We start from the raw sequence: 23,818 nt of genomic DNA, 5'->3' as shown, positions 1-23,818 counted from the left end.
AATGCCCACCCTTGAGACGTCCACCCTCAAGACGCCCACCCGTAAGACGTCCACCCTGACGACGTATCTGAAGATCCAGGGCCAGCTTTTCGTCTACGGCATCGTCGGACCGATCTTCCTGTTGATCTACTTCGGCGCGACGCCCAATCACGATATGAAGTGGATGTACTGGTGGGGCTTGTTGATCACCACCGCCGATGTGCTGATCGCCCTGGAGATCACCGATCGTCGAGCACGGCAAGACAGGATCGGGCGATCGCAAGCTCTTCATTCGTCGGGATGACCAGCACCTGTACCGGTGAACCGTCGGCCGAGATGCGGCGCGCATCATGGCTTTTCGCGGTGTTGCGGCTCTCGTCGAGTTGGATCCCCAGGCCCTGCAGCCCGGCCAGGGCGTCACGGCGCACCGCGGCATCGTTCTCCCCGACTCCGGCGGTGAAGGTGATGACATCGGTGCTCCCCAACACCGCGAGATAGCCGCCGACGTACTTGCGCAACCGGTGGATATAGACCTCATATGCCAACCGCGCCTGCTCGTCCCCGCCGTCGATGCGTTTGTGGAGTTCGCGGAAGTCGGTCTCACCGCCGAGTCCGTACACGCCCGAGCGACGGTTGAGCATCGTCTCGATGTCCTCCACGCTCATCTGCGCCGTCCGCCACAGATAGAACATGATGCCCGGGTCGAGATCGCCCGAGCGGGTACCCATCACCAGGCCCTCCATCGGGGTCAGGCCCATGGAGGTGTCCACGGCCCGCCCGCCCCGGATAGCCGATGCCGAGGCTCCGTTACCCAGATGCAGGACAATCTGATTCAGGTCGTCGACCGGCCGATCCAGGAATGCGGCCGCCTGCTCGCTGACATAGCGATGCGATGTGCCGTGGAATCCGTAGCGACGGATCCGCCAACGCTCGGCGATATCGCGGTCGATGGCATAGTCGGCCGCGGCGGCGGGCAGATCGTGGAAGAACGCGGTGTCGAACACCGCGATGTGCGGCAGGTCGGGTAACGCCTTGCGCGCCTCGGTGATACCGAGCAGTGCGGGCGGATTGTGCAGCGGGGCAAGCGGTGCCAGCTCTTCGATGATGGCGATCGTGTCGTCATCGAGCAGCGTCGGCCGGTGCAGCCTGTCCCCACCGTGCACCACCCGATGCCCGACGGCCACCAGCCCGTCGAGGTCCGGCAGCTCAGCGAACACCTGTGTGAGCGCCTGGCCGTAATCCACCACCCGCTCGACGATGCCGTGTGCCAGCGAGACACCCGAGTCAGGCTCCACCAGTTCGTATTTCACCGATGACGACCCACTGTTGAGGACGAGCACCGAACGGGCGGTCACCGGTGTGCCGCCTGGATCGCGGTGATCGCCACGGTGTTGACGATATCTTCGACCAGCGCACCCCGGGACAGGTCGTTGACCGGCTTGTTGAGCCCCTGCAGGACCGGACCTATCGCGATGGCCCCGGCACTGCGTTGCACGGCCTTGTAGGTGTTGTTGCCAGTGTTGAGATCCGGGAAGATCAGCACGGTGGCCCGGCCTGCCACCTCCGAATCGGGCATCTTGGTGGCCGCGGTGGCCGGGTCCACCGCGGCGTCGTACTGGATCGGTCCCTCGACCAGCAGCTCTGGCTCGCGTCCACGCACCAGTTCGGTTGCCGCCCGGACCTTGTCGACATCGGCACCGGTACCTGAGGTGCCGGTCGAGTAGGACAGCATGGCCACCCGCGGGTCGATACCGAACTGGGCCGCCGTGCGGGCCGAGGAGACGGCGATATCCGCCAGCTGTTCGGCAGTCGGATCCGGCACGATGGCACAGTCGCCGTAGGCGAGCACCCGATCCTCCAGACACATCAGGAAGATGCTGGACACCGTCGACACCCCGGGCAGGGTCTTGATGATCTCGAATGCCGGTCGCACGGTGTGCGCGGTGGTGTGCCGCGCACCGGAGACCATCCCGTCCACCATGTCGTTGTGCACCAGCATGGTGCCGAAATACGAGACGTCGTGGATGATTTCACGGGCCTGGTCCACCGTCACGCCCTTGTGCTTGCGCATCTCGGCGTACTGTTCGGCGAACTGGTCACACAGTGCACTGGTCTTGGGGTCGAGCACGGTGGCCGCCGAGATGTCCACCCCGAGCTCGGCCGCCCTGGCCCGCACCGCCGCTTCGTCGCCGAGAATGGTCAGCTCGGCCACCCGGTGCGCCAGCAACCGACCCGCAGCCCGCAGGATCCGGTCGTCGTCACCTTCGGGCAGTACGATCCGCCTGGTATCAGCACGGGCCTGATCGATCAGCTGGTAGGTGAACATCTGCGGTGTCACCACGCTGGGAATCGGGATCGACAAGCGCGCAATCAGATCGGCGACGTCGACATGCTCTTCCATCAGCGACAGCGCGGTGTCGATCTTTCGCTGCGTGTTCACCGTGACGCGACCTCGGGTGTAGGCCACCGCACGCGCGGTGTCGTAGGTGCCCAGCTCGGTACTGATGATGGGCAGTCGTGAGCCGAGACCATCCACCAATCGGGCCACCTCGGGATGCAACGCAAGACCGCCGTTGAGCACCACACAGGACAGTGACGGAAAACCCGCCGCCGCATGTGCCCCCATCACCGCCATCACCACATCCGAGCGATCGCCGGGGGTGATCACCGCCATCCCGTCGCGCAACCGTTCCAACACGTGCTCGGCGGTCATCCCGGCGACCAGGACACCCATCGCCTCGCGGCCGAGCAGCTCCTCGTCGCCTCCGGTGAGCCGGCCGTGCACGGCCGCACACAGTTCGGCCACCGACGGTGCGACCAGCAGCGGTTCCTCCGGCAGCACATAACTCTTGGGCTCCAGTGCGTTGAGCGCTTCGGATACGGCAACCAGCTGCCCCGGATCGCAACGATTGGCCACCACCGCCGCGGTATGGGCATGCTGGGCGGCCAACTCGCCCAGACACAACTCGACCACCTGGGCGACCTCGGCAGGCGTGCGATCCTGTGCCTTGACCGCGAGCACCACCGATGCACCGAGATTCACCGCGATGCGGGCGTTCATGCTCAGTTCGCTGGGCGTCGCGACATCGGTGTAGTCGCTGCCGACGATCACCACCGCGTCGGCGCGCTCGGCGACGGCGTGGAACCGCTCGACGATATCGGCGATCGCCGCATCCGGATCCTCGTGGATCTGCTGATAGCCGACGCCGACACACTCCTCATAGCTCAGCCCGGCCGTGGTGTGCGCCAGCAGCAACTCGAGGATGTAGTCGCGGTCGCCCTGACGCGTGATCGGGCGGAACACCGCCACCCGCGCCACCGTGGCCGCCAGTCGGTGCAGAATCCCCAGCGCGATCGTCGATTTTCCGGTGTCACCCTCCGGAGAGGCGATATAGATGGCCGAAGCAGCGGGCGCGGTCACTCCGCCAAGCTTGCCAGTACCTGCTCGAGTTCGGCAACGAGCCAGTCCACGTCGGCCGGCGAGAACACCATCGGCGGCCGTATCTTGAGGACGTTTCCGCCGGCCCCGCAGACCGAGATGAGCACGCGCCGGTCGCGCATACCGTTGACCACCCGGCGTGCGGTCTCGCGGTCCACCAACTCGACACCTACGTACAGCCCGGCACCGCGTACCTCGGTGATCCGCGGATCCGCCAGTGCGGCGACCGCTGAGTACAGGGTCTCACCGACCGTGGCGGCGTTGGCGATCAGCTTCTCGTCCTCGATGATGTCGAGCACCGCCGATGCGGCCGCCATGGACACCGGATTGCCGCCGAATGTGTTGAAGTACGGCACGCTCTCGGCGAACGGTGCGAGCACCTCACCGCGGGCAGCCATCGCGGCCACCGGCATGCCGTTGGCCATCGGCTTTCCCATGGTGACCAGATCGGGCACCACATCGTGCCGATCGAAGCCCCACATACCGGCACCGGTGCGGCCGAACCCGGGCTGCACCTCGTCGGCGATCAGCACGCCACCGGCCGCGTGCACCAACTCGACTGCAGGCCCCAGAACGGTGGGATCGGGGTAGATCCCGTCGGAGGAGAAGATGGTGTCCACGATCAGCGCACTCACTCCGTATCCGGATGCCTTGAGGTCGGCGATCGCCTCGGCCACGCCGTCGAGGTGCGGATCGACGGCACGCACATGGGCGCCGAGGGAGGCGATGCCGCCGAGTGACGGCGAGACGGCGGTCACCGCCTCGGTGTTGCCGTGGTAGGCCTCGGTCGTGACGATCACGCCGCGCGCTCCGGTGTACGCGGCGGCCACCCGCAGAGCCAGATCGTTGACCTCGGATCCGGTGCAGGCGTACATCACCTGATAGCTACCGTCCGATCCCGCGCCGGGAAACGTCGCCAACAACCGCTGCGAATAGTCGACGATACCTTCGTGGAGATACCGCGTATGGGTGTTCAGCGTACCCAATTGCCTTGTCACGGCATCGATCACGTGCGGATGGCAATGCCCGACACTGGCCACGTTGTTGTAGGCGTCCAGATAGCAGTTTCCGTCGGCGTCATAGAGCCGGGTGCCCTGGCCCCGGACCAGGTGCACCGGGTTGTCATAGAACAACCGGTAGGCGGGCCCGAGCACCCGGTCGCGAGCAGCTATCAGGGGGTCACCGAGGTGACCACCCCGATAGCTGTTCGAGTCCATGATGTTGGAGAAAGACATGATTCCCGTCAGCGTTCGTGGGCTTCTTCCAGCACCGTACGGCCCAGTTCGGCATAGCGCTGTGGATCCTTGTACTTAAGGAAGAGCGCCAGCAGCACCCCACCGATACCCACGATACCGACCACCCACGGGATGGCGGCGAAGATCCAGTCGGTGGCCGCAGCTCCCGCCGCGAAGGACGCGTTCTTGGCGAGCAGGTAGACCACGTACACCATCCCGAGGCCGCCGAGCAGTGGCGCGAGGAAGGTGGTGAACCAGTTGGCCGTCTCCGGATGCCGCTTGTGCACATGGAAGTACGAGATCACCGAGAAGGCCGCTAGCGCCTGGACGATCATGATGGCGGTGGTTCCCAGCAGGGCCATCAGACCGTACAGACCGGTGTAGGGGTCGCGATGGGTCAGGTCGAAGAAGAGGACGACCAGGAACGCGAAGCCGGTTTGCACGAAACCGGCGATATGCGGTGAGCCGTGGACGCGATGGGTGGCGCCGAGCGTCTTGCGCATCCCGGGGATGACATCCTCACGACCCAGGGCGTACAGGTAGCGGGCGGCACAGTTGTGGAATGCCATACCGCAGGCGAATGAGCCGGTCATCAGCAGGATCTTGAAAAGGTCGACCGCCCATTGGCCCAGGTTGTCATGCACCGGGTTGAAGAAGATGTTGCCCGCGGTGGCCGAATCCTGCGCCAGCGCAATGGCATTCTCCGGACCGGTACCCACGATCGCGAGCCAGGACACGATGACGTAGAACGCACCGATGCCGATCACCGAGCTCACGACCGCAATCGGGATGATCTTCTTGGGATTCCGCGACTCCTCGCCGTACATGGCGCTGGACTCGAAACCGACCCAGGACCAGAACGCGAAGAACAGCCCAACGCCCGCGGACCCGATGACGGCCATGGTGGACCCGTCAGCACCCTCGACGACGCCGGACAGACTCTGAAAACCGTTGAGCGGGTTCAGCGATCCCCACGACCATCCCTGCGGTCCGCCGCCGGTGAACAGCACCGACAGCGCCATCGCGGCCAGCATCACGATCTCGGTCACCAGGAAGACACCGAGCACCTTGGCCGCCAGGTTGATGTCGAAGTAGGTGAGCAACGCGTTGACCGCGAGCATCACCAGCGCGAACACCAGCCAGGGCACGTCCACCCCGAACAGCGAGGAGAACAGGTCGGTGCCGAAGAAGCTGAAGATGCCGATCAACGACGCCTCGAACACCATGTAGGCCAGTGCGGTCAGAAATCCCGCACCGAGGCCGACGATGCGCCCGAGGCCATGTGAGATGTAACCGTAGAACGCACCGGTGGCGGTGATGTGTTTGCTCATCGCGGCGTAGCCGATGGCGAACAGCGTCAAGACGATGGTGGCGACGAAATAGCCGGCGGGCGCGTAGGCACCATTGCCGAAGCCGACCGCGATCGGAACGTTGCCAACCATGGCGGTGATGGGGGCTGCCGTGGCGACCGCCATGAACAGCACACCGACCAAGCCGACCGCATTCGGCTTGAGTCGCTGGATAGTCTCACTCATTGGATCCCAATCTGAGGGCATATCCCAGACCATTATTTGGTCTGGTCTTTGAAGTGTCGAAGGCACCGATGTCTTCGACAAGAACGACGCCGGCAATTGTTACCCTCCCCAGATCGCTTGGTCAACTGGTGGATTCGGGCATCCACCAGCCGTGTTTCGAGCAGGTTTCCAACCTGGGAATGGTGCAACGACTGCGTTAAAAACACCGATTTGGTCTGCTTGGACCCGACCATTGCGCCACACTGGTCGCCATGCCGGGACTGCCTGCCGACCATGAGCTCTTCGCCAGGGCGGCGTTACCCGCCTACGGCCGTGCACCCGATACCGCACTGCGCCTGTTGAGCCTGTCCGAAAATGCGACCTACCTGGTGTGTGACGACGACCCGATCGTGCTGCGCGTGCACCGGCCCGGCTACCACTCCGTGCAGGGCATCCGCTCCGAGCTGGCCTGGATGGCCGCGCTGCGCCGCGACACCGCGGTACAGACCCCGGAGCTGGTGTGCTCGACCGGCGGCGAGGATGTCGTCACCGCCTCGGTCGGCGAACGCGAACTGCATGTCGACGCCGTATCGCTGATCTCGGGATGCACCGCCGAGGAGGTCCCGCACGCGGTCGGCTTCGCCCAGCTCGGTGAACTGACGGCCATCATGCACGAGCATGTGCTGAACTGGGCGGCCCCGCCCGATTTCACCCGTTTCCGCTGGGACCTCGACGATATCCTCGGCCCCGGCGCACGCTGGGGCGACTGGCGCGCGGCCCCTGGCCTGTCCGAACAGGACCGAGCCGGCATTCAGCGCGCGGCCCACCAGATCACCGAACGACTTGCCGAATACGGCACCGGCGCAGACAGATTCGGGCTCATCCACGCCGATCTGCGGTTGTCCAATCTGATGGTCGATCCGGCGGCGCCATCGGCGGGTATCACCGTGATCGATTTCGACGATGCCGGCTGGGGCTGGAACCTTGCCGACCTCGGCGCAGTGGTCTCCTGGATCGAGGACACCCCGGAAGCCGAACGCATCATCGCCGAATGGCTGCGCGGTTACACGAAGGTGCGCACGCTCGCCGACGAACACCTGGCACTCATCCCGACATTCGTGATGCTGCGACGCATCCAGCTCACCGCCTGGATCGCCTCGCACGCCGATGCCGACGCCGCGATCGCGATCGGCCCCGGTTATGCACTCGGTACCGCCCGGCTCGCCGAGCGCTACCTGATCGACCACAGCTGGTTACGGTGAGGAGAGAAATGTTCGACCTGCAGTCCCGCTCGGTGTTGGTCACCGGCGGTAGTAAGGGCATAGGCCGCGGTATTGCGTCGGTGTTCGCCAAGGCCGGAGCCAATGTGGCGATCGCAGCGCGCACAGCCTCCGGTCTGGACGAGGCCGTCGCCGCGCTGGACGGGCTCGGCGCGGGCAAGGTGCTCGGTGTGCGCGTCGATGTCAGCGACCGGCAATCCTGCACCGAGATGGCCGCGGCCGCCGTCGATGCGTTCGGCGGCCTCGATGTGTTGTGCGCCAACGCCGGAATCTTCCCGGACGCCCCACTGGCCACCATGACCGAAGAACAGCTCACCGAGATCATGGGCGTCAACGTCCACGGCACGTTCTACGCCGTGCAGGCCTGTCTGGATGCGCTGACCGCCTCGGGCGCGGGCCGGATCATCCTCACCTCCTCGATCACCGGACCCATCACCGGTTACCCGGGCTGGTCGCACTACGGTGCCACCAAGGCCGCTCAGCTGGGCTTCATGCGCACCGCGGCAATCGAATTGGCACCCAAGGGGATCACCGTCAACGCGATCCTGCCCGGCAACATCCTCACCGAGGGGCTGCTCGACAACGGTGAGGAGTACCTGGCGAGCATGGCGCGATCCATCCCGGCCGGCGCGCTCGGCACCCCGGAGGACATCGGGCATCTCGCCGCGTTCCTGGCCACCAGGGAAGCGGCCTACATCACCGGGCAGGCCATCGCCGTCGACGGGGGGCAGGTGCTCCCCGAATCGCTGGACGCGATCGCCACCTGATCGTGGAGGAAACCGTGGGGGGAGCGGTCGCCGAGGATGTGCGCCGCCGAATTCTGTCCATGCTGTCCAGCGGCGCGCTGCGCCCCGGTTCGCGGCTGGGCACCGAGCGTGAGATGGCCGAGCGATTCGGCGTCTCCCGCGCGACGCTGCGCAGCGCACTGCTTCCGCTGAGCCAGGCCGGGGTGCTGGAACGACGCACCGGCCGGGCCGGCGGAACCTTCGTGCGTGCCGATATCGTCCAACGACACGCGGCCGAGCAGGCCGGTCTGCCCGCGCTGCTGCACAGCGGCGGGCACAGCAGCTACACCAAGGTGCTGGCGACCGACAGCAGACCGGCAACCGACGCCGAGTCCGTCGCGCTGGAGATCCCCGACGGCGAGCCGGTCGTCGTCATCCGCAGATTGCGCTACGCCGACGGAGTTCCGCTGTCGGTGGACCAGTCCTGTTTCGTCGCGGCGCATGCCGCGGATCTGTTGGAACAGCCATTGGGGGGATCGCTCTACGAACTGTTCCGGACCCGTTACGGGTTGGCGCCGGCCAGCACCACCGAAACCATCGAGGTCGTCAGCGCCAGCCCCCGCGAGGCGCAGTGCCTCGATATCGGAAGCCGCAAACCACTGCTGGCCATCACCCGGGTGACCAGGGCCACCTCGGGCGTGCCGTTCGAGTACGCCTACGACCTGTTCCGCGCCGACCGGGTCCGACTGACCGCGACCAGCAGCACCGGGCTCACGCTAGCTTGCGCAGCCGCGGTTCCAGATCCCGCTTGAACAGCTCCAGGAAGCGCCGCTGGTCGTGGCCGGGCGCATGGAACACCAGATGGTTCAGGCCCCAATCGACATAATCTTTGACCTTGGCGACGGCCTCGTCCGGATCGGAGGCGACGATCCAGCGCTTGGCCACCTGCTCGATCGGCAGTGCATCGGCGGCCTTCTCCATCTCGATCGGGTCGTCGATGGAGTGCTTCTGCTCGGCGGTCAGCGACAACGGTGCCCAGAACCGGGTGTTCTCCAGCGCGAGTTCGGGATCGGTGTCGTAGGAGATCTTGATCTCGATCATCCGGTCGACATCGTCCGGGTTCTTGTCCGCGGCCTCGGCGCCCTCGCGCATGGCCGGGATCAGCTTCTCCTTATAGAGCTCCTCGCCCTTACCGGAGGTGCAGATGAAACCATCCCCGGCGCGACCGGCGTACTTGGCGACCTGCGGGCCGCCCGCGGCGATGTAGATCGGGATACCGCCTTCGGGCACGTCGTAGATCGAGGCGCCCTTGGTCTTGTAGTACTCGCCCTCGAAGTCGACGCGATCGCCGAGCCAGAGTTCGCGCATCAGCCGCACCGATTCACGCAGCCGGGCGTAGCGCTCCTTGAACTCGGGCCATTCGCCCTCGTACCCGGTGGCGATCTCATTGAGTGCCTCACCGGTGCCGACACCGAGGAAGATGCGCCCCGGGTAGAGGCAGCCCATGGTCGCGAACGCCTGGGCGATGACGGCGGGGTTGTAGCGGAAGGTCGGGGTCAACACCGAGGTGCCCAGCTGCAGGCGCTGGGTACGCTCGCCGACGGCGGTCATCCAGGCCAGCGAGAACGGGGCGTGGCCGCCCTCGTGCCGCCACGGCTGGAAGTGGTCGCTGACGGTGGCACTGTCCATGCCGTGCTCTTCGGCCGCGACGGCGAGTTCGACGAGTTCACGGGGCGCGAACTGCTCCGCCGACGCCTTGTAGCCCAGTTTCAGTTCAGCCATATCTATGTTTCTACACTCACAACATGGCTCCGGTTCTGACGGCCGTCACCGAACGCGTCCACCTCGCCCAGACCGACCTGGTGAACTGGACCCTGGTGACCGACGAATCCGGGGTGCTGCTGATCGACGCAGGCTATCCGGGACAGCGTGAGGAGGTCCTCTATTCGCTGCGCGAGCTCGGTTTCGGTCCCGATGATGTCCGGGCGATCCTGCTGACCCACGCGCACGTCGATCACCTGGGTTCGGCCATCTGGTTTGCCAAAACCCATGGGACGCCGGTGTATACACATGCCGCCGAGGTAGGGCACGCGCAGCGTCAGTACCTGGAGCAGGTGTCCCCGATCGACGTGCTGACCCGCGCGTGGCAACCGCGTTATCTGGCCTGGACGCTGGCGCTGGCCCGCAAGGGTGGGCTGACCCACGAGGGCATTCCCTCCGCGCTGGCCCTCGACGAGGACATCGCGGCGTCGCTACCGGGCGCACCGGCGGCGATCCCCTCCCCCGGGCACACCGGCGGGCACTGTTCCTATGTCGTCGACGGTGTCCTGATCGCGGGCGATGCCTTGATCACCGGGCATCCGTTGAGCAGCAGACACGGCCCGCAGCTGCTGCCGACGATCTTCAACCACGACCAGGACGGGTGCCTGCGCAGCCTGGCCGCGCTCGGCCTGCTGGACACCGAGGTCTTGGTGCCGGGGCACGGCCCGCTGTGGCGTGGCTCGATCCGCAAGGCCGCCGAGATCGCGGCCCGATGAGGGATACCCCGCTGCACGCCGATCGGCAACGGGCCGAATCCTTTGGTTCGGCCGCGGCCCGCTACGACCGCCACCGGCCCGGCTATCCCGCCGCGCTGATCGCCGATCTCGTTGTCCACCAGGGGATCCGAGTGCTGGACGTGGGCGCCGGCACCGGTATTGCCAGCGCGCAGTTACGCGCGGTCGGCGCCGATGTGCTGGCTGTCGAACCCGATCCGCAGATGGCCGAGGTGGCAGGACGTAAGGGGCTGGCCGTCGAGTTGGCGACGTTCCAGGAGTGGGAACCCCGCGGCCGCACCTTCGATCTGGTGGTGTTCGCGCAGTCGTTCCACTGGGTGGATCCGCTGCCGGCGCTGCACAAGGTGCGGACCCTGCTGGCCCCCGGCGGCCGGCTGGCGCTGGTCTGGAATCGGATCGTGGCCGTCGCGCCGTCCCCCGAGATCCTCGCGGGTGCCTATGCCGGTCTGGTGGACCAACCGAGCAGGCCCTCTGCCGATATCGAGGGCGATGACCTGGACCCCTTGCTGGCAGCTGCCGGGCTGAGCCAGGATCGTCGACGCTACGTGGAGAATCCGCGCTACTCCTGCGCCGAGTGGGTGGAGATGGTCACCACCTACTCCAATGTGCTGCGGCTGCCCGCGGCCGATCAGGAGCGTCTGCGGACCCGGCTCACCGCGCTGATCGGTACCGGCGGCGTCCAGGCGACCAATGACGCGCTGGCTGTGCTGTGCACGCCGTCACCCGAACCGTGAGGTCTCACACGATCAGGTCTCACACGATCAGGTCATAGCCGACGACGAAGGCCGCGGTGACCACCAGACCACAGGCCACCACGATGGTGGGCATCAGGATCTTCTCGTCGAGTTCGGCACTGTCCGCCGCGTCGGCCCGGCGACCGATCAGGGTGCGTACGCCCAGCCCCAGCAGCAGCACCACGACGGCGCCGACCACCATCAGCAGTCCGACGATGAGCAGTGACACCGCATCAGCTTACGAAATCAGCTCCCCCACGCCGCGGCGATCAACTCATGGGAACGCAATCGGTCGGCGTGGTCGAATGCCACCGAGGTGATCACGAGCTCGTCGGCGCCGGTGACCCGCGCCAGCGCGGCAAGCCGCTCGGTGACCTCGTCGGCGGACCCGACGAAGCGGGTGTCCAGACGGTCCGCCACCACGGCCAGCTGCTCGTCGGTCAACGGGCCGAGGGTGTCCGGATCGGGATACGGGACCGCACCGCCACCGGCCCGGATCGAGTACACCCAGTGGTCGAAGCCCCTGGCCAGTCGGTGGGCCCGGGCACTGTCGTCGGCGGCCAACACGTCTGCCGAGACCACCACATAGGGTTCGGCGAGCACATCCGATGGCCGAAAAGCGTTGCGGTAGGCCTCGACTGCCTCCAGCGCGGTGGCCGGGACGATGTGATACGCGGCCACGAACGGCAGCCCGAGGCTGCCCGCCACCCGCGCACTCTGCCCTCTGCTGGTGCCGAAGACCCACGGCCGCAATGCCGTGCCCTCACCCGGGCTGGCATGCGCGGCAACACCATCGACGTGATAGGTGCCGTTCAGCAGCGCAAGGATGTCCTCGACCTGATCACCGAAATCCGGGGCGACGGCCTCCGGCTGCTGCAGCGTCCCCAGGGTCGCCCGGAGCCGCGGATTGCGCAACTGGACCGAGAGGTCGAATGGCGCGGGCACGACGACGCCGTCCACCTCGTGCCGCACCCGCGGCGGGCGCGGCGCGCGTGGCGTCTGCCGAATGGCCTCGGCGCGGCGCTGGCCGGATCGCCCGACACCGAGGTCGATGCGGCCCGGATGGAAGGCGTCCAGCGTCGCGAAGCTCTCCACGACGGCGATCGCGGTGGTGTGGCCGAGCTGCACAGCGGCAGCGCCGACCTGGATGGTCGTGGTGGCGGCGGCGATCTGGCCGATCAGCACCGCAGGCGAGGCGCTGGCCACAGCGGAGTAGTGATGCTCGGCCACCCAGTACCGCCGATATCCCCATCGCTCGGCGTGCCGGGCCAGATCGACCGTCTTGCGCAGCGCACCCGCCGCGGTGTCGCCCGCCGAGACCGGGGCCAGGTCGAGCACCGAGAGTGCGGCGGTCACCCCAACACCTTCTCGAATGCGATCGGATAACTGTCACCCTGTTTCGGCAGCGGCTCGCTCAGTCGCGTGTAGCCACTGGCCGCATAGAGCGCCTCGGCCTCGGGTTGGCGGTCGCCAGTGGTCAGATAGATCCGTCGATACCCGCGCTGGGCGATCAGCGTCTCCAGTTCGATCAGCAGTGCCTTGGCATGGCCGCGCCGACGGTGTTCTCCGGCGGTCCAGATCCGCTTCAGCTCGGCGGTATCGGCATCGAAGCGCTGGAACGCCCCGCCGGTGACCGGGACACCGTCGTCGAGCCCGATCAGCAGCGCGCCGTGCGGGGCGGCGAACTCCTCGGCCGGGTGTGCCCGCAACCAGCGGGCCACGCCGGCCTCGGTGCCGCCATAGCGGCGGGAGTACTCGACGGCGAGTTCGGCCAGTAGCGGTTCGGCCAGCGGGTCGGTCTGCAACACCGGGACGAAACGCAGAGTGTTCACCATTGCTCCTGCCATCACACGAATGTCCAACGCGGCGCGGCTCCGCGCATTCCGGAGCCGCCATCAGCTCGTCCTGATCGTAAATACCGGCTGGCGAACCCCTCTTCCACCAAAAACTTGACAGGTGTAAAGTTCGCCGCCATGGACAACATCAGGGGCAAGACCATCGCGATCACCGGTGCCGCTCGCGGTATCGGTTATGCCACCGCCAAGGCTTTGCTGGCACGCGGGGCACGCGTAGTCATCGGCGACCGGGACGTCGCACTGCAGGAATCTGCCGTCGTCGAGCTCACCAAGCTCGGCCAGGTCTCCGGCTACCCGCTCGACGTCACCGACCGCGAATCGTTCGAGACCTTCCTCGACAAGGCCCGCACCGACGGTGGCGGCCATATCGACGTGCTGATCAACAACGCCGGGGTCATGCCCGTCGGCCCGTTCCTCGAGGAGACCGAGCAGTCGGTACGGTCCTCGCTGGAGGTCAACGTCTACGGCGTGCTCACCGGCTGCCAGCTCGCGCTGCCGGACATGGTGCGCCGCCGCAGCGGTCACATCATCAACATCGCCTCGCTGTCCGGCCTGATCCCGCTGCCGGGACAGGTGGTCTACGTGGGCGCCAAGTACGCCGTGGTGGGCCTGACCACCGCGCTGGCCGACGAGATGGCGCCGCACGGTGTCAACGTCTCGGTGATCATGCCACCGTTCACCAACACCGACCTGATCTCGGGCACCAAGTCCGGCGGCGCCATCAAGCCCGTCGAGCCCGAGGAGATCGCGGCCGCGATCGTCAAGACGCTCGACAAGCCCAAGACCCACGTCTCGGTGCCGCCGCCGCTGCGCTTCACCGCACAGGCCGCGCAGATGCTGCCACCCAAGGGCCGGCGCGCGATGAACAAGGCGCTCGGACTGGACACCGTGTTCCTGGAGTTCGACCGGGCCAAGCGACAGGCTTACGAAGATCGGGCCAGGGCCGCCCAGGGCGTCATCGAATCCGACGGCAAGTAACAGCGCGGACGGCCCGGCCCGATCTCAGTATTCGATCGCTTCGATCAGCGGGCCGGGCTCGTCCATCAACGCCCAGAAACGGTCTCGGATGGCGACCGTCATCGGACCGGGCGCACCGTTGCCGATCGCTTCTCCGTCAAGGGAATTGATCGGAGTGACACCGCCGGCGGTGGTGACGGCCATCAGTTCGTCGGCGTCGTAGAGTTCATGGCTGGTGACGTCACGCAGCGTGGCCTCGATGCCCATCTGGTCGGCGATCTCGAAGACCGTCTTGCGGGTGATGCCCGGCAACGCATTCCGCGACGGCGAGGCCAGCTTGCCATCCTTGACGATGCAGACGTTGAAGCCAGGCCCCTCTGCCACACAGTTGTCCGAATCGAGCAGGATCGCGGTGCGTGCTCCGCGGTCCTTTGCCTCGAAGCTGGCCGCGGTCAGGTCGCCCCACTGATAGTTCTTGATGGTCGGATCCACCGTGTTGCGACCGGCCCGGCGCACATGGCGCGGCACGATGGCGGTGGTCCCGAAGATCTGCTCGGCCGGCGGGAACGCCCACAGATACGGGATGGCGTAGATGTACACCTGGTGGGTCAGCTTCGACAGATCCTTCTCGCCCCTTCGCTTTCCGTAGCCCCGGGTGACGGTGAGATTGACAAAGGACTCCCGCAGTTGCGACATCGAGACGCACTGTTTGGTGATATCTGCCAGCTCGTCCTTGGTGTAACCGGCGTCCAGACGCAACTTGCGGGCCCCGTCGAGCAACCGGTCCAGGTGATCTCCCAGCCGGAAGATGTTGCCGTGCCATACATGTGCGACGGTGTAGGTGAGATCGGAATGCCCGAAGCCGGTGTCGAAGATGGAGATCTTGGCGTCCTCGGCGGGCAGGAACTCTCCTTCGATCCAGGCGACGCCGCCGGCGAACGGACTGCTGTGGTCCAGCTCGTAATCGCTGTACTGGATCACCGAACCCGGCGGGGTGTCCTCCCGGATGGCTCCCGGTTCGACGGCCACGAGGTTGGAGGTTCCTGTGCTCATGATGATGCGGTCCTTTCTAGAGGTTGTGGGTCTTGGCGTAATCGGCACCGGCATCGCCACGGCTCAGCCGTGACTTCAGACCGGTGGCCCACCAGATGGCGGCGATCACGACGATGCCAAGGAAGACCCACTTGTTGGTGGTGAACTGGGGCAAGAAGAGCAGCGCGACGGCGACACCGAGGAACACCACCAGCGCGGTGACATAGAGGGGAAGGCGGAACCGGCCCAGATCGAAGGTGCCCGGCTCGGGTGCGGGAATCGTGCCCCGCTTGTAGCCGACGAGCAGGCCGATGGTCTGCAGGATATAGACGAAGAAGAACAGCAGCGAGGCGATACCGATGATGTAGTTGAAGGCCTTCTCGTTGACCAGCGCCGATAGCAGCAAAACCGTTGACAGGAAACCCAATCCGAGGACTGCGTAGGTGGGTGCCTTGCTCTTCGGCGACACGTGGCGCCAGACGTGCGAGAACGGCAGCATGTTGTCCCGGGCCATCGAGTAGGTCAGCCGGGTGGCCACCAGGATGTTGGCGAGCAGGCAGGCCAGGATGTTGGTCAGCGCGATGGCGACGACGATCTTGGTGACGACGGGTCCGGCCTGCTGGGTGATGATCTCCTCGATCGGTGCGGCCGAATTCGCCTCCACCGCAGCGGGATCCTTGATGGCCAGCACGTACACGACGTACATCAGGAACTCGATGACGATCGAGGTGATCAAGGCATAGAACATCGTCTTGGGGACCACCCGGCGCGCATTCTTGGTCTCCTCGGCCACATCGGCGCCGGACTCGACGCCGATCAGACCGAAGAACGGGCCGAGCGCGGCGGCCAACCAGGCCAACATGTAGGAGTCCTTGTCGCCGGATTCGCCGCCGGTGAACAGGGTGGAGATGGGCTGGTGGTTCTCGGGGGCGGAGAAGGCGATGCCGGCGATCAGCGCGGTGGCGCCGACGGTGATGACGAGTTCGAGACTGACGCCGATGTTGTTGACCATGGTGGCGAACCGGACGCCGTAGATGTTGATCAGCACGCAGAGGAACACCACGGCGATGGCCAGCAGGATCTGGGTGGTCTGCGTCATGCTCCAGCCCAGCAGTCCGCCGAGATAGCCGGACAGGATGAACCCGACACCGGTCATCCCGCACACCCAGCCCATCAGGGCGATGAAGCCGGTGAACCAGGCCAGATTGGGCCCGTTGATCCGGCTGATCCACTGATAGGAGTAGCCGGCAAGCGGCAGCTTGGCGGTCAGATCGGCGGCGATGAACGTCCACAGCGCGAACACCGCACCGGCCAGCAGCAGCGTCCACACGAACGGCGCGCCTGCGGTGAAGTAGCCCGCACCGAACCCGGTGAACACCGCAGTGGTGGCACTGATGGTCGCGAAGCCGATGGCAAAGGAGGCCAGGGTGCCGACCGAGCGATCGAGCTTCTGGGTGTAGCCGAGTTCGGCCAGCTTGGCGTCTTCGGAGCCGGGCGCGGCGACAGTGTTGCCGGAGTTGTGGGCGGCAGGTTTATCTGAATGAGTCGGTGGAGCTATTGCGTCGGTCATGGTCACTCCAGGTCAGGACGTGGGGACGAACTCCTCCAGGACAGACAACCGTCATCCGACGGACATCGGAAGTTTGTTGTTTTGATCTGCTTATAAGCAGGGTTTATCAGTCCTGGACAGAATCGTCGGCGCCGCCGACTCCCCAGCGCGCCTGCACCAGCCTCACCAGGGCATCTGCCTGCGGCGTGAGATCCGCGGGGTTCCATGCCAGGGCGGTATGACTGAGCGGACGGTCGGAGATCGGCACGTAGACGATCCCCGGCCGGTCGTAGAAGCGCGCGACCGAGGAGGTGGTGAAGCTGATCCCGAGTCCCCGCGCGATCGCCGTCGTCTCGGCCTCGTAGGTCGCGGCGACGGCGGCGATGGTCGGTGGCCGGTTGCCCCGGACGTCCATCGCCAGCCAGTAGTCCCGCCACGTGCCGGCCGTGAGCGGGGCGCACACGATGGGATCGTCGAGCAGCTCGGCGATACCCACCTCGGTGCGGTCGGCGAGCCGGTGATCACGCGGCAAGCAGGCCACCCACGACTCGGAATCCAGGATGAGCATGCGGTGCTCGGGCAGGTCGACCGGCGGGCGGATGATCGCGACCTCGGTGCTGCCGTCGGCGAGGCCCGCCGTCGGATCGGCGAAATCGAACTCGATCGGTTCGACGGTGACCTCGGGGTAGGCGGACTCGAAGTGGCGGACCAGGCGGAACAGCAGATCGGCGCCGGTGCCGATCAGATAGCCGACGCGCAGCACCCCGCGCCGGGTGCCCGAGAGCAGGAGCAGGTTGTCGACAACGGCCTCCACCCCCGACAACGCCTGGTGCACCTGCGGCAGCCACGCCGCACCCAGGTCGGTCAGCGCGACCTCACGGGTGTTGCGGTGGAAGAGCACCACACCGAACTGGTGCTCGAGCTGCTTGATCGCGGTGGACAGCGCGGGCTGGGTGATGAACAGCCGTTCCGCGGCGCGGCGGTAGTTCAGCTCTTCACCCAGCACGGCGAAGTAGCGGAGCTGCCGCAGCGTGACGTCACTCACTCCGGTGTCGGGTCACCGTTGCGGTAGGACTCGATGGCGTCGAGCCGCGCGGACAGTTCCTCATGGGTGAAGGTGTGTTTCTCGGTGGTGCCGACGAATGTCACGTGCACCAGGGCGCCGTCCTCGGCCGCGTCCAGCCACAGCGAGGTGACCGGGATACCGTCGTCCACCTGCGCGCCGGACGGCTCGTAGAACCAGATCGCGTAGTCGTCATCGGATTCCTCCTCGTCGAAGGTCCAGCCGCGCTCGGTGATCCGCTCGTCGAACTCGGCCAGGTCGGCGACCACCGCGTCCTGGATGGCCGACAACTGGTCGATCACCGCGTCGGGGACCCAGCGCGCGTCACCGGCCGTCTTGCGCTTCTTGCGACGCGCCTTCTTCGCATCCGAGGACTTCGACACGGCTCAGCTCAGCGCCTGGTCCAGATCGGCGAGCAGATCCTCGGTGCCCTCTAGGCCCACCGAGATGCGCACCACGCCGTCGCCCAGGCCTATCGCCGCCCGCCCCTCCGGTCCCATCGCCCGGTGGGTGGTGGTGGCCGGGTGCGTGATCAACGATTTCGCATCGCCGAGGTTGTTGGAGATATCGATGACGCGCAGCTTGTCCAGCAGCTTGAAGGCCGCGTCCTTGCCACCGTCCACCTCGAAGGTGACCACCGTTCCGCCGCCGCGCATCTGGCGCTGCGCCAGCTCGTACTGCGGATGTGACTGCAGGAACGGATATTTCACCCAATTCACGCCGGACTGCTGTTCCAGAAATTCGGCAACGCGCTGCGCGGAGCGGTTCGCGTAGTCGACCCGGACCGCCAGCGTTTCGAGGCCTTTGAGCAGCGTCCAGGCGTTGAAGGCGCTGATCGCCGGGCCGGTGTGGCGCATCAGCTTCTGCACCGGGCCGTCGATGTATTCCTTGTCGCCCAGGATGGCTCCGCCGAGGACGCGGCCCTGACCGTCGATGTGCTTGGTACCCGAGTACACCACGACGTCGGCACCCAACGGGATCCCCTGCTGCAACAACGGGGTGGCGAATACGTTGTCCAGCACCACCTTTGCACCCGCCGCGTGCGCCAGCTCGGCGACCGCGGCGATATCGACCAGCGACTGCATCGGATTCGACGGGGTCTCGAAGAACACCGCCTGGGTCGGCACGCTGAGCGCTTCCTCCCATTGGGACAGGTCGTCACCGTCGACGAAGACGGTCTCCACCCCCCAACGTGGCAGGATCTCGTTGCACACCACGAAACACGAGCCGAACAGGCTGCGCGCGGCGACCAGTCGGTCACCTGCGCCCAACAGTGCACCCAGGGCGGTGAACACCGCCGCCATACCGGTGGCGGTGGCGAACGCCGCCGGCGCGCCCTCGATGAGACGTAACCGCTCCTCGAACATCGAGATGGTCGGGTTGCCATAGCGCGAGTAGACGTACCGGTCGATCTCCCCGGTGAACGCGCGCTCGGCATCGGCGGCGGACTCGTATACGTAACCCGAGGTCAGGTACAGGGCCTCGGCGGTCTCCTCGAAACCCGAGCGCAGCAGTCCGCCGCGCACGCCGATGGTGGCCTGGCTGACCCCGTCGGGCAGCGGTGCGGGAATCCGCACGGAGGGAACATCACTCATGGCTGCTCTCAGCTCTGCTTCCAGGGAAGTCCGACGGCTTTCCAACCGGTGCCGCCGCGATGACCGTTCTCGTCGAGGTTGCCCTCGAACCCGTCGAGCACGTTGTAGGACGGGCCGATACCGGCGGCCGTCGCGGCCTGCGCCGAGCCGATGGATCGGTTACCCGAGCGGCACAGGAACACCACCGGACGCGTCCCAGGGGCGATACCCGACCTACCGAGGTCGTCGATGAAGGCGTCGTTGTGCGTGCCGTCGGCCCTGTTCCACTCCACGAACACCGCCTCGCGCCGCAGCGGGGCGAGATCGGGAACACCGACGAACCGCCACTCCGCCTCGGTGCGACAGTCGACCAGGACGGCTTCGGGATTGTCGGACAGCAGCTCCCATGCCTGCTCGGGCGTGATGTCACCGGCGTAACCCGGACTATCGGATGTGGACACAGCACTACCGTAACGGCTAGGCCGGACCCTGCGAACAAACCTTCCACTGACCGTCCTCGCGCGTGAACATCATGTCGGCGCTGACCTGGGTGTCCGTTTCGTCGGCAGTGCCGAAGTGGTACTTGACGGTGGCGGTGGCGGTATCGCCGACGACGGCGATGTTTCCCGCTCCGTCGACATAGCGATCGCCGTGCTTGGCCACCGAATCCCGCTGCCGGTCAAGAACCTCTTTTTCGGTGCCGTGCTTGGCCGCACACGTGTTGGCCTTGAACGCCTCATAGTCCTGCCGCTGCAGGGCGTCGTTCTGGGCGACCACCGCCCGCCCGATCTGCTGGGGATCACCGTCGCCCTCGCCGCGATTGATGACAAGAATCGCGGTGATCACAACCACGATGATGACGAGGGCCAGCAGGAACGGCGTCGCCGTCGGCCTGTCCCGGTCTGCTTCGTCGCCGCTCACGACTGCCAGAGTCTACGCAGCGACACCGCGGTGCGTTGCGCACGGTCACGCGCGATGGTGACGTCCTGAGCGGTCGCGAAGGCCGCGCCGAGCCCGTCACCTAAAAGCCAGACATCGCTTTCCGCCACCTCGTGGGCCTGCGCCAGCACCGCCAGCGCCGTGGCCTTGTCCGCGGTCGCGTCGAACACGGCGTCGCCTGCGCGTCCCACCACGGCGGCTCCCGGGGACACCATGATGGTGTCGACCGGAAGTCCGAGCACCGCGCGCGCATGCAGGTCGAACACCGACAACCGATGCGTGCGCAAGGTCAGCAGGGTGGCGTCGACGGGACGAGGACGCACATCGGCGAAGTACACCTCGTCACCGCGCACCAACAGTTCCACCGCGTAGGCGCCGCGCCCGTCCAGCGAGTTCACGATGCGCGCGCCGATCGACTTGGCGGCATCCAACGCGGCAGGGGCCAACCGGTGCGGCTGCCAGGCCGACACGGTGCCGTCGCCTGCGACTCGGTGCCCGATCGGTTCGCAGAAGTGCACGACCGGTCCTGCCGCGCTGGCGGTGCGGACGGTCAACAGCGTGACCTCGTCGTCGACCTCGACGACGGTCTCGGCCATCACCCGTTGGTGTCCCGCGGCCGCTGCACGATCCCAGGCCGGACCGACATCCTCGGTCCGCAGCAGGACCGACCGCCCGGTGTCCGCATCATCGGATACCGGCGTGACGGCCAGCGGGTAGCCCGCGTGCTCGGCGATCGCGGCCAACTCCGCGGCCGTTCCGGCGAACCAGAACGGCGCGGTGGGCAGGCCCAGCTCGTCGGCCGCCAGCCTGCGCAAACCCTCGCGATCCAGATCGAGATCGGGTGCGACCACGAAATCGGCGTCGTCGGCCGGGTTCGTGGTGACCACGGCACCCAGCCGTTCGAAGGCCAGCGCCTGCTCGCGGCCGGTCTCCCCGGGTTCGCGCAGCAGCACCACGGGCGCCCGTGGGTCGGCGTAGGTGTCAGCGTTTTCGGCGTGCCTTGTCATCGCCAGACCAGCCTGCCAGATTTTTCAGCCGAGCCGGATGTCGACATAGCACCACCGCCACGACTCCCCCGGTTCGATGCTGCACATCACCGGGTGGCCGGTCTCGCGGAAATGCGCGGTGGCATGTTGGTGCGGACTGGAATCACAGCATCCGACGTGACCACAGGACAGGCACATCCGCAGGTGGGCCCAGGTGTTCTCGCCGTGCTCGGCGCATTCCTGACACCGGCCGGGAGTAACCGGGGCCGGTTCTGCGCTGTGGGGTATCGCCCGGAGATGCTCACACTGCGGAGTCGGTGACTGCCGTCGTGAACGCTTGAGCATGGTGAACGAGGATAGGTGGATGCGGTGGGAGTGACACTGCTGGCGGTATCGGTAGCCGCCGTGTTGTTGGCCGCGGTGAGCCGCCGCCTCGACGTGTCGGCGCCATTGGCGCTGGTGGTGGTTGGTTTGGCCGCCTCGTACATCCCCGGTTTCGACGGTGTCGAACTGGACCCCGACCTGGTGCTGTTCGTGATCCTGCCGCCGCTGCTGTGGTCGGCCGGTCTGGAGAGCAGCTATCTCAACATGCGCAGGAACGCGGGCTCGATCGGCTCGCTGGCCGTCGGACTCCCGCTGGTCACCACGCTGGCGGTGGGATTGGTGGCGTTCCGCGTGGTCCCGGAACTCACCATCGCCGCGGCGTTGACGCTGGGCGCCATCGTCGCCCCGCCGGACGCGGTGTCGGCGAGCGCGGTGGGCCGTCGACTGGGACTGCCACGCCGGGTGATGACGCTGATCGGCGGCGAGAGCCTGCTCAACGACGCGACTGCGCTGACGGCATACAAGGTCGCGTTGGCGGCCGCGGTGGGCGCGTCGACGGGGTGGGCCGCCGGACTGGGCACCTTCGTGCTGGCCGCGGCCGGTGGTGTGGTGGTCGGGGCGCTCGGGGGTTCGGCCATCACGTTCGTGCGTGCCCGCCTGGACGACCCCGTCGTCGAAAGCGCCATCGGCCTGCTGGCGCCGTTCGTCGTCTACCTGCTGGCCGAGGAGGCGCACACCTCCGGCGTGCTGGCCGTCGTCACCGCAGCGGTGATGATCGGTGGGCGCACCACCACCCACGCCGGGTATGCCACCCGGTTGCAGGACGATGCGGTGTGGCGGGCGCTGCAATTCATCCTCGAATCGTTCGCCTTCCTGCTGATCGGGCTGCAGCTGCCGAGCGTGGTGGACCAGCTCGCAGGATTCTCGCCGGCCAGGATCGCGATGTCGGCGCTCGCCGTGCTCGCCACCACGATCGCCGTCCGTCTGGTGTGGGTGTACGCCTTCGCCTACCTGCGTTCACCTCGGCCAACTGTCGGAGAGACGTTCGTGGTGGCGTGGGCCGGGATGCGCGGGGTGGTATCGCTGGCCGCCGCCTTCGGTGTGCCGATGACGACGTTGGCGGGGGACGCCTTCCCCGGTCGGGATCAGCTGGTGTTCCTGACCTTTGTCGTGGTGGTGGGGACGTTGTTGCTGCACGGTCTGACGCTGCCGTGGGTGATCCGGCGGTTCGGTGTCGAGGGCGATGACGCGCGTTCGGATGCGTTGGCGCAGGCCGCAGCACAGGACAAGGCGGCCCGCGCGGCGGCCCACCGGCTCGATGAACTGCTTGAGCAGCAGCGCGCCGACGGCACCGCCATCCAGGACAGCGCAGCCGATGTGTTGCGCCGCTGGAACACCGCCCGGCGCAACGCGGCATGGGAGCGGTTGGGGCGCAGCGAGGAGGAGATCGGGCAGAGCCCGGCCTCGGCGTTCCGCAGCCTTCGGCTGGAGATGCTGGCCGCCGAACGAGCGGTGTTCATCGCCGAACGCGACGCGGGCAATATCGATGACGAGGTTCTGCGCGAGGTGCTGCGCGGCCTCGATCTCGAAGAGGCCACTCTCAACCGTCGTTGACCGTGCGGAACCGGTGCATGGCACCGACCAGCGCGGTGAACACCCGGTGCGCCGCCTCCAGATCGCTGTCCGGCAGGTCCGCCAGCGCAGCGGAGTTGATTCTCGCCAGCGGGGTGAAAAAGTCTGTCGCGACGGCGAGCCCGTGATCGTCGTACCGCAGGATGACCTTGCGCCGGTCCTTCGGGTGGGTTTCCCGACGCAGATGCCCCGAGGCGATCATCCGCTCCACCAGATAGGTGACCGCGGCGGCGGAGGTGCCGATCAGCTTGCTCAGCTCGCCGGCCGTCAGCGGCTCCCCCGCCGCGTCGGCGACCATCACATGCAGCAGCGCCCGGAAGTCGTTGGCGCTCACGTCATGCCGACGCGCGAACTCATGACCGATCTGGTCGGACTCGGCGGTCAAGGCACGGACGTCGCCGGCGATCAGCCGCTCCAGGTCCTCACGTGTCACCCGTCGATCATA

26 protein-coding genes are annotated in these 23,818 nt (G+C 66.6%); 8 read left to right on the top strand and 18 right to left on the bottom strand.

Going from position 1 to position 23,818, the window contains the following annotated elements; all coding sequences use genetic code 11:
- Position 1: 1 nt before the first annotated feature.
- Positions 2–283 (top strand): hypothetical protein, encoded by a 282-nt coding sequence (locus IC40_RS27195; RefSeq protein ID WP_234411519.1) that lies wholly within the window; start codon positions 2–4, stop codon positions 281–283.
- Here IC40_RS27195 and IC40_RS0107630 read toward each other — a convergent pair.
- Genes IC40_RS0107630 through IC40_RS0107615 form a run of 4 tightly spaced genes read right to left on the bottom strand, consistent with a single transcriptional unit; the run spans position 219 to position 6,221 of the window.
- Positions 219–1,334 (bottom strand): acetate kinase, encoded by a 1,116-nt coding sequence (locus IC40_RS0107630; protein ID WP_030134148.1) that lies wholly within the window; start codon positions 1,332–1,334, stop codon positions 219–221. The genes IC40_RS27195 and IC40_RS0107630 overlap by 65 nt on opposite strands.
- The gene (pta, locus tag IC40_RS0107625; RefSeq protein ID WP_030134147.1) at positions 1,331–3,400 is read right to left on the bottom strand and encodes a phosphate acetyltransferase; all 2,070 of its coding nucleotides are present in this window, start codon (positions 3,398–3,400) and stop codon (positions 1,331–1,333) included. Before pta ends, IC40_RS0107630 begins: the two co-directional genes overlap by 4 nt.
- Positions 3,397–4,653 carry an aspartate aminotransferase family protein gene (locus IC40_RS0107620; protein ID WP_030134146.1) on the bottom strand — a complete coding sequence of 419 codons (1,257 nt, stop codon included), beginning with the start codon at positions 4,651–4,653 and terminating at the stop codon, positions 3,397–3,399. Before IC40_RS0107620 ends, pta begins: the two co-directional genes overlap by 4 nt.
- 8 nt (positions 4,654–4,661) lie before the next feature.
- Positions 4,662–6,221 (bottom strand): APC family permease, encoded by a 1,560-nt coding sequence (locus IC40_RS0107615; RefSeq protein WP_042509530.1) that lies wholly within the window; start codon positions 6,219–6,221, stop codon positions 4,662–4,664.
- 218 nt (positions 6,222–6,439) lie between these two features.
- Between IC40_RS0107615 and IC40_RS0107610 the strand changes: the two genes are divergently transcribed.
- From IC40_RS0107610 to IC40_RS0107600, 3 genes are read left to right on the top strand one after another with little or no spacing between them, the layout of a single operon-like run.
- Entirely contained in the window at positions 6,440–7,429 is a 990-nt protein-coding gene (locus IC40_RS0107610) for a phosphotransferase enzyme family protein (RefSeq protein ID WP_030134144.1), read from the top strand.
- Between the two features lie 8 nt (positions 7,430–7,437).
- Positions 7,438–8,214 carry a 3-oxoacyl-ACP reductase FabG gene (fabG, locus tag IC40_RS0107605; RefSeq protein WP_030134143.1) on the top strand — a complete coding sequence of 259 codons (777 nt, stop codon included), beginning with the start codon at positions 7,438–7,440 and terminating at the stop codon, positions 8,212–8,214.
- Between the two features lie 2 nt (positions 8,215–8,216).
- Complete coding sequence (locus IC40_RS0107600) at positions 8,217–8,984, top strand: GntR family transcriptional regulator (RefSeq protein ID WP_030134142.1); 768 nt, start codon at positions 8,217–8,219, stop codon at positions 8,982–8,984.
- Here IC40_RS0107600 and fgd read toward each other — a convergent pair.
- Positions 8,944–9,954 (bottom strand): glucose-6-phosphate dehydrogenase (coenzyme-F420), encoded by a 1,011-nt coding sequence (gene fgd / locus IC40_RS0107595; protein WP_030134141.1) that lies wholly within the window; start codon positions 9,952–9,954, stop codon positions 8,944–8,946. The genes IC40_RS0107600 and fgd overlap by 41 nt on opposite strands.
- A 23-nt stretch (positions 9,955–9,977) precedes the next feature.
- Between fgd and IC40_RS0107590 the strand changes: the two genes are divergently transcribed.
- Both IC40_RS0107590 and IC40_RS0107585 read left to right on the top strand, forming a co-directional pair.
- A complete protein-coding gene (locus tag IC40_RS0107590; protein WP_030134140.1) occupies positions 9,978–10,709 on the top strand; it encodes an MBL fold metallo-hydrolase in 732 nt (243 codons plus the stop codon).
- 11 nt (positions 10,710–10,720) lie between these two features.
- Positions 10,721–11,461, top strand: a complete 741-nt coding sequence (locus IC40_RS0107585) for a class I SAM-dependent methyltransferase (protein ID WP_030134139.1) — start codon at positions 10,721–10,723, stop codon at positions 11,459–11,461.
- Between the two features lie 19 nt (positions 11,462–11,480).
- Here IC40_RS0107585 and IC40_RS0107580 read toward each other — a convergent pair whose 3' ends face one another.
- From IC40_RS0107580 to IC40_RS0107570, 3 genes are read right to left on the bottom strand one after another with little or no spacing between them, the layout of a single operon-like run.
- The gene (locus tag IC40_RS0107580) at positions 11,481–11,690 is read right to left on the bottom strand and encodes a hypothetical protein (protein WP_042509529.1); all 210 of its coding nucleotides are present in this window, start codon (positions 11,688–11,690) and stop codon (positions 11,481–11,483) included.
- 17 nt (positions 11,691–11,707) lie between these two features.
- On the bottom strand, positions 11,708–12,817 hold the full coding sequence (locus tag IC40_RS0107575) for an LLM class flavin-dependent oxidoreductase (RefSeq protein ID WP_030134137.1): 1,110 nt from the start codon (positions 12,815–12,817) through the stop codon (positions 11,708–11,710).
- Positions 12,814–13,296 (bottom strand): GNAT family N-acetyltransferase, encoded by a 483-nt coding sequence (locus tag IC40_RS0107570; protein ID WP_036459328.1) that lies wholly within the window; start codon positions 13,294–13,296, stop codon positions 12,814–12,816. Before IC40_RS0107570 ends, IC40_RS0107575 begins: the two co-directional genes overlap by 4 nt.
- Positions 13,297–13,434: 138 nt before the next feature.
- On the opposite strand from IC40_RS0107570, the gene IC40_RS0107565 reads away from it, so the two are divergent.
- Positions 13,435–14,295, top strand: a complete 861-nt coding sequence (locus IC40_RS0107565) for an SDR family oxidoreductase (protein ID WP_030134135.1) — start codon at positions 13,435–13,437, stop codon at positions 14,293–14,295.
- Between the two features lie 24 nt (positions 14,296–14,319).
- Here IC40_RS0107565 and IC40_RS0107560 read toward each other — a convergent pair whose 3' ends face one another.
- The 9 genes from IC40_RS0107560 to IC40_RS27190 all read right to left on the bottom strand — a co-directional run bounded on the left by IC40_RS0107560 (position 14,320) and on the right by IC40_RS27190 (position 21,762).
- Positions 14,320–15,327, bottom strand: coding sequence for an aminotransferase class IV (locus tag IC40_RS0107560; RefSeq protein ID WP_030134134.1), 1,008 nt, complete (start codon positions 15,325–15,327; stop codon positions 14,320–14,322).
- A gap of 16 nt (positions 15,328–15,343) precedes the next feature.
- Positions 15,344–16,876: an APC family permease gene (locus IC40_RS0107555; RefSeq protein ID WP_030134133.1), complete on the bottom strand. Its 1,533-nt coding sequence runs from the start codon at positions 16,874–16,876 to the stop codon at positions 15,344–15,346.
- A 106-nt stretch (positions 16,877–16,982) separates the two neighbouring features.
- Positions 16,983–17,900 carry a LysR family transcriptional regulator gene (locus IC40_RS0107550; RefSeq protein ID WP_030134132.1) on the bottom strand — a complete coding sequence of 306 codons (918 nt, stop codon included), beginning with the start codon at positions 17,898–17,900 and terminating at the stop codon, positions 16,983–16,985.
- On the bottom strand, positions 17,897–18,301 hold the full coding sequence (locus tag IC40_RS0107545) for a hypothetical protein (protein ID WP_030134131.1): 405 nt from the start codon (positions 18,299–18,301) through the stop codon (positions 17,897–17,899). Before IC40_RS0107545 ends, IC40_RS0107550 begins: the two co-directional genes overlap by 4 nt.
- A 3-nt stretch (positions 18,302–18,304) precedes the next feature.
- Positions 18,305–19,513 (bottom strand): O-succinylhomoserine sulfhydrylase, encoded by a 1,209-nt coding sequence (locus tag IC40_RS0107540; RefSeq protein WP_030134130.1) that lies wholly within the window; start codon positions 19,511–19,513, stop codon positions 18,305–18,307.
- Positions 19,514–19,521: 8 nt separating this feature from the next.
- Positions 19,522–19,953 carry a rhodanese-like domain-containing protein gene (locus tag IC40_RS0107535; protein ID WP_030134129.1) on the bottom strand — a complete coding sequence of 144 codons (432 nt, stop codon included), beginning with the start codon at positions 19,951–19,953 and terminating at the stop codon, positions 19,522–19,524.
- A 16-nt stretch (positions 19,954–19,969) separates the two neighbouring features.
- Positions 19,970–20,413 (bottom strand): Rv0361 family membrane protein, encoded by a 444-nt coding sequence (locus IC40_RS0107530; protein WP_030134128.1) that lies wholly within the window; start codon positions 20,411–20,413, stop codon positions 19,970–19,972.
- A complete protein-coding gene (locus tag IC40_RS0107525; RefSeq protein WP_030134127.1) occupies positions 20,410–21,438 on the bottom strand; it encodes an ATP-grasp domain-containing protein in 1,029 nt (342 codons plus the stop codon). Before IC40_RS0107525 ends, IC40_RS0107530 begins: the two co-directional genes overlap by 4 nt.
- A gap of 24 nt (positions 21,439–21,462) precedes the next feature.
- Positions 21,463–21,762, bottom strand: coding sequence for a UBP-type zinc finger domain-containing protein (locus IC40_RS27190; RefSeq protein ID WP_081843359.1), 300 nt, complete (start codon positions 21,760–21,762; stop codon positions 21,463–21,465).
- 24 nt (positions 21,763–21,786) lie between these two features.
- Between IC40_RS27190 and IC40_RS0107520 the strand changes: the two genes are divergently transcribed.
- Positions 21,787–23,355 (top strand): Na+/H+ antiporter, encoded by a 1,569-nt coding sequence (locus IC40_RS0107520; RefSeq protein ID WP_030134126.1) that lies wholly within the window; start codon positions 21,787–21,789, stop codon positions 23,353–23,355.
- On the opposite strand, the gene IC40_RS0107515 is transcribed toward IC40_RS0107520, so the two are convergent.
- A complete protein-coding gene (locus tag IC40_RS0107515) occupies positions 23,342–23,806 on the bottom strand; it encodes a MarR family winged helix-turn-helix transcriptional regulator (RefSeq protein WP_030134125.1) in 465 nt (154 codons plus the stop codon). The two genes, IC40_RS0107520 and IC40_RS0107515, sit on opposite strands and share 14 nt — an antisense overlap.
- Positions 23,807–23,818: the final 12 nt, after the last annotated feature.

Source organism: Mycolicibacterium neoaurum ATCC 25795 (assembly GCF_000691525.1).
In the GTDB taxonomy this organism is placed as follows: Bacteria; Actinomycetota; Actinomycetes; order Mycobacteriales; family Mycobacteriaceae; genus Mycobacterium; species Mycobacterium neoaurum.
This window is presented reverse-complemented; position numbering and strand designations above follow the sequence as displayed.

Coding starts and splice junctions, on each gene's coding strand:
- IC40_RS27195 (WP_234411519.1), top strand. CDS start 2: ATGCCCACCCTTGAGACGTCCACCCTCAAGACGCCCACCCGTAAGACG.
- IC40_RS0107615 (WP_042509530.1), bottom strand. CDS start 6,221: ATGGTCTGGGATATGCCCTCAGATTGGGATCCAATGAGTGAGACTATC.
- IC40_RS0107525 (WP_030134127.1), bottom strand. CDS start 21,438: ATGACAAGGCACGCCGAAAACGCTGACACCTACGCCGACCCACGGGCG.
- IC40_RS0107560 (WP_030134134.1), bottom strand. CDS start 15,327: ATGAGCACAGGAACCTCCAACCTCGTGGCCGTCGAACCGGGAGCCATC.
- IC40_RS27190 (WP_081843359.1), bottom strand. CDS start 21,762: ATGCTCAAGCGTTCACGACGGCAGTCACCGACTCCGCAGTGTGAGCAT.
- IC40_RS0107565 (WP_030134135.1), top strand. CDS start 13,435: ATGGACAACATCAGGGGCAAGACCATCGCGATCACCGGTGCCGCTCGC.
- fgd (WP_030134141.1), bottom strand. CDS start 9,954: ATGGCTGAACTGAAACTGGGCTACAAGGCGTCGGCGGAGCAGTTCGCG.
- fabG (WP_030134143.1), top strand. CDS start 7,438: ATGTTCGACCTGCAGTCCCGCTCGGTGTTGGTCACCGGCGGTAGTAAG.
- IC40_RS0107570 (WP_036459328.1), bottom strand. CDS start 13,296: ATGGTGAACACTCTGCGTTTCGTCCCGGTGTTGCAGACCGACCCGCTG.
- IC40_RS0107555 (WP_030134133.1), bottom strand. CDS start 16,876: ATGACCGACGCAATAGCTCCACCGACTCATTCAGATAAACCTGCCGCC.
- IC40_RS0107590 (WP_030134140.1), top strand. CDS start 9,978: ATGGCTCCGGTTCTGACGGCCGTCACCGAACGCGTCCACCTCGCCCAG.
- IC40_RS0107610 (WP_030134144.1), top strand. CDS start 6,440: ATGCCGGGACTGCCTGCCGACCATGAGCTCTTCGCCAGGGCGGCGTTA.
- IC40_RS0107620 (WP_030134146.1), bottom strand. CDS start 4,653: ATGTCTTTCTCCAACATCATGGACTCGAACAGCTATCGGGGTGGTCAC.
- IC40_RS0107540 (WP_030134130.1), bottom strand. CDS start 19,513: ATGAGTGATGTTCCCTCCGTGCGGATTCCCGCACCGCTGCCCGACGGG.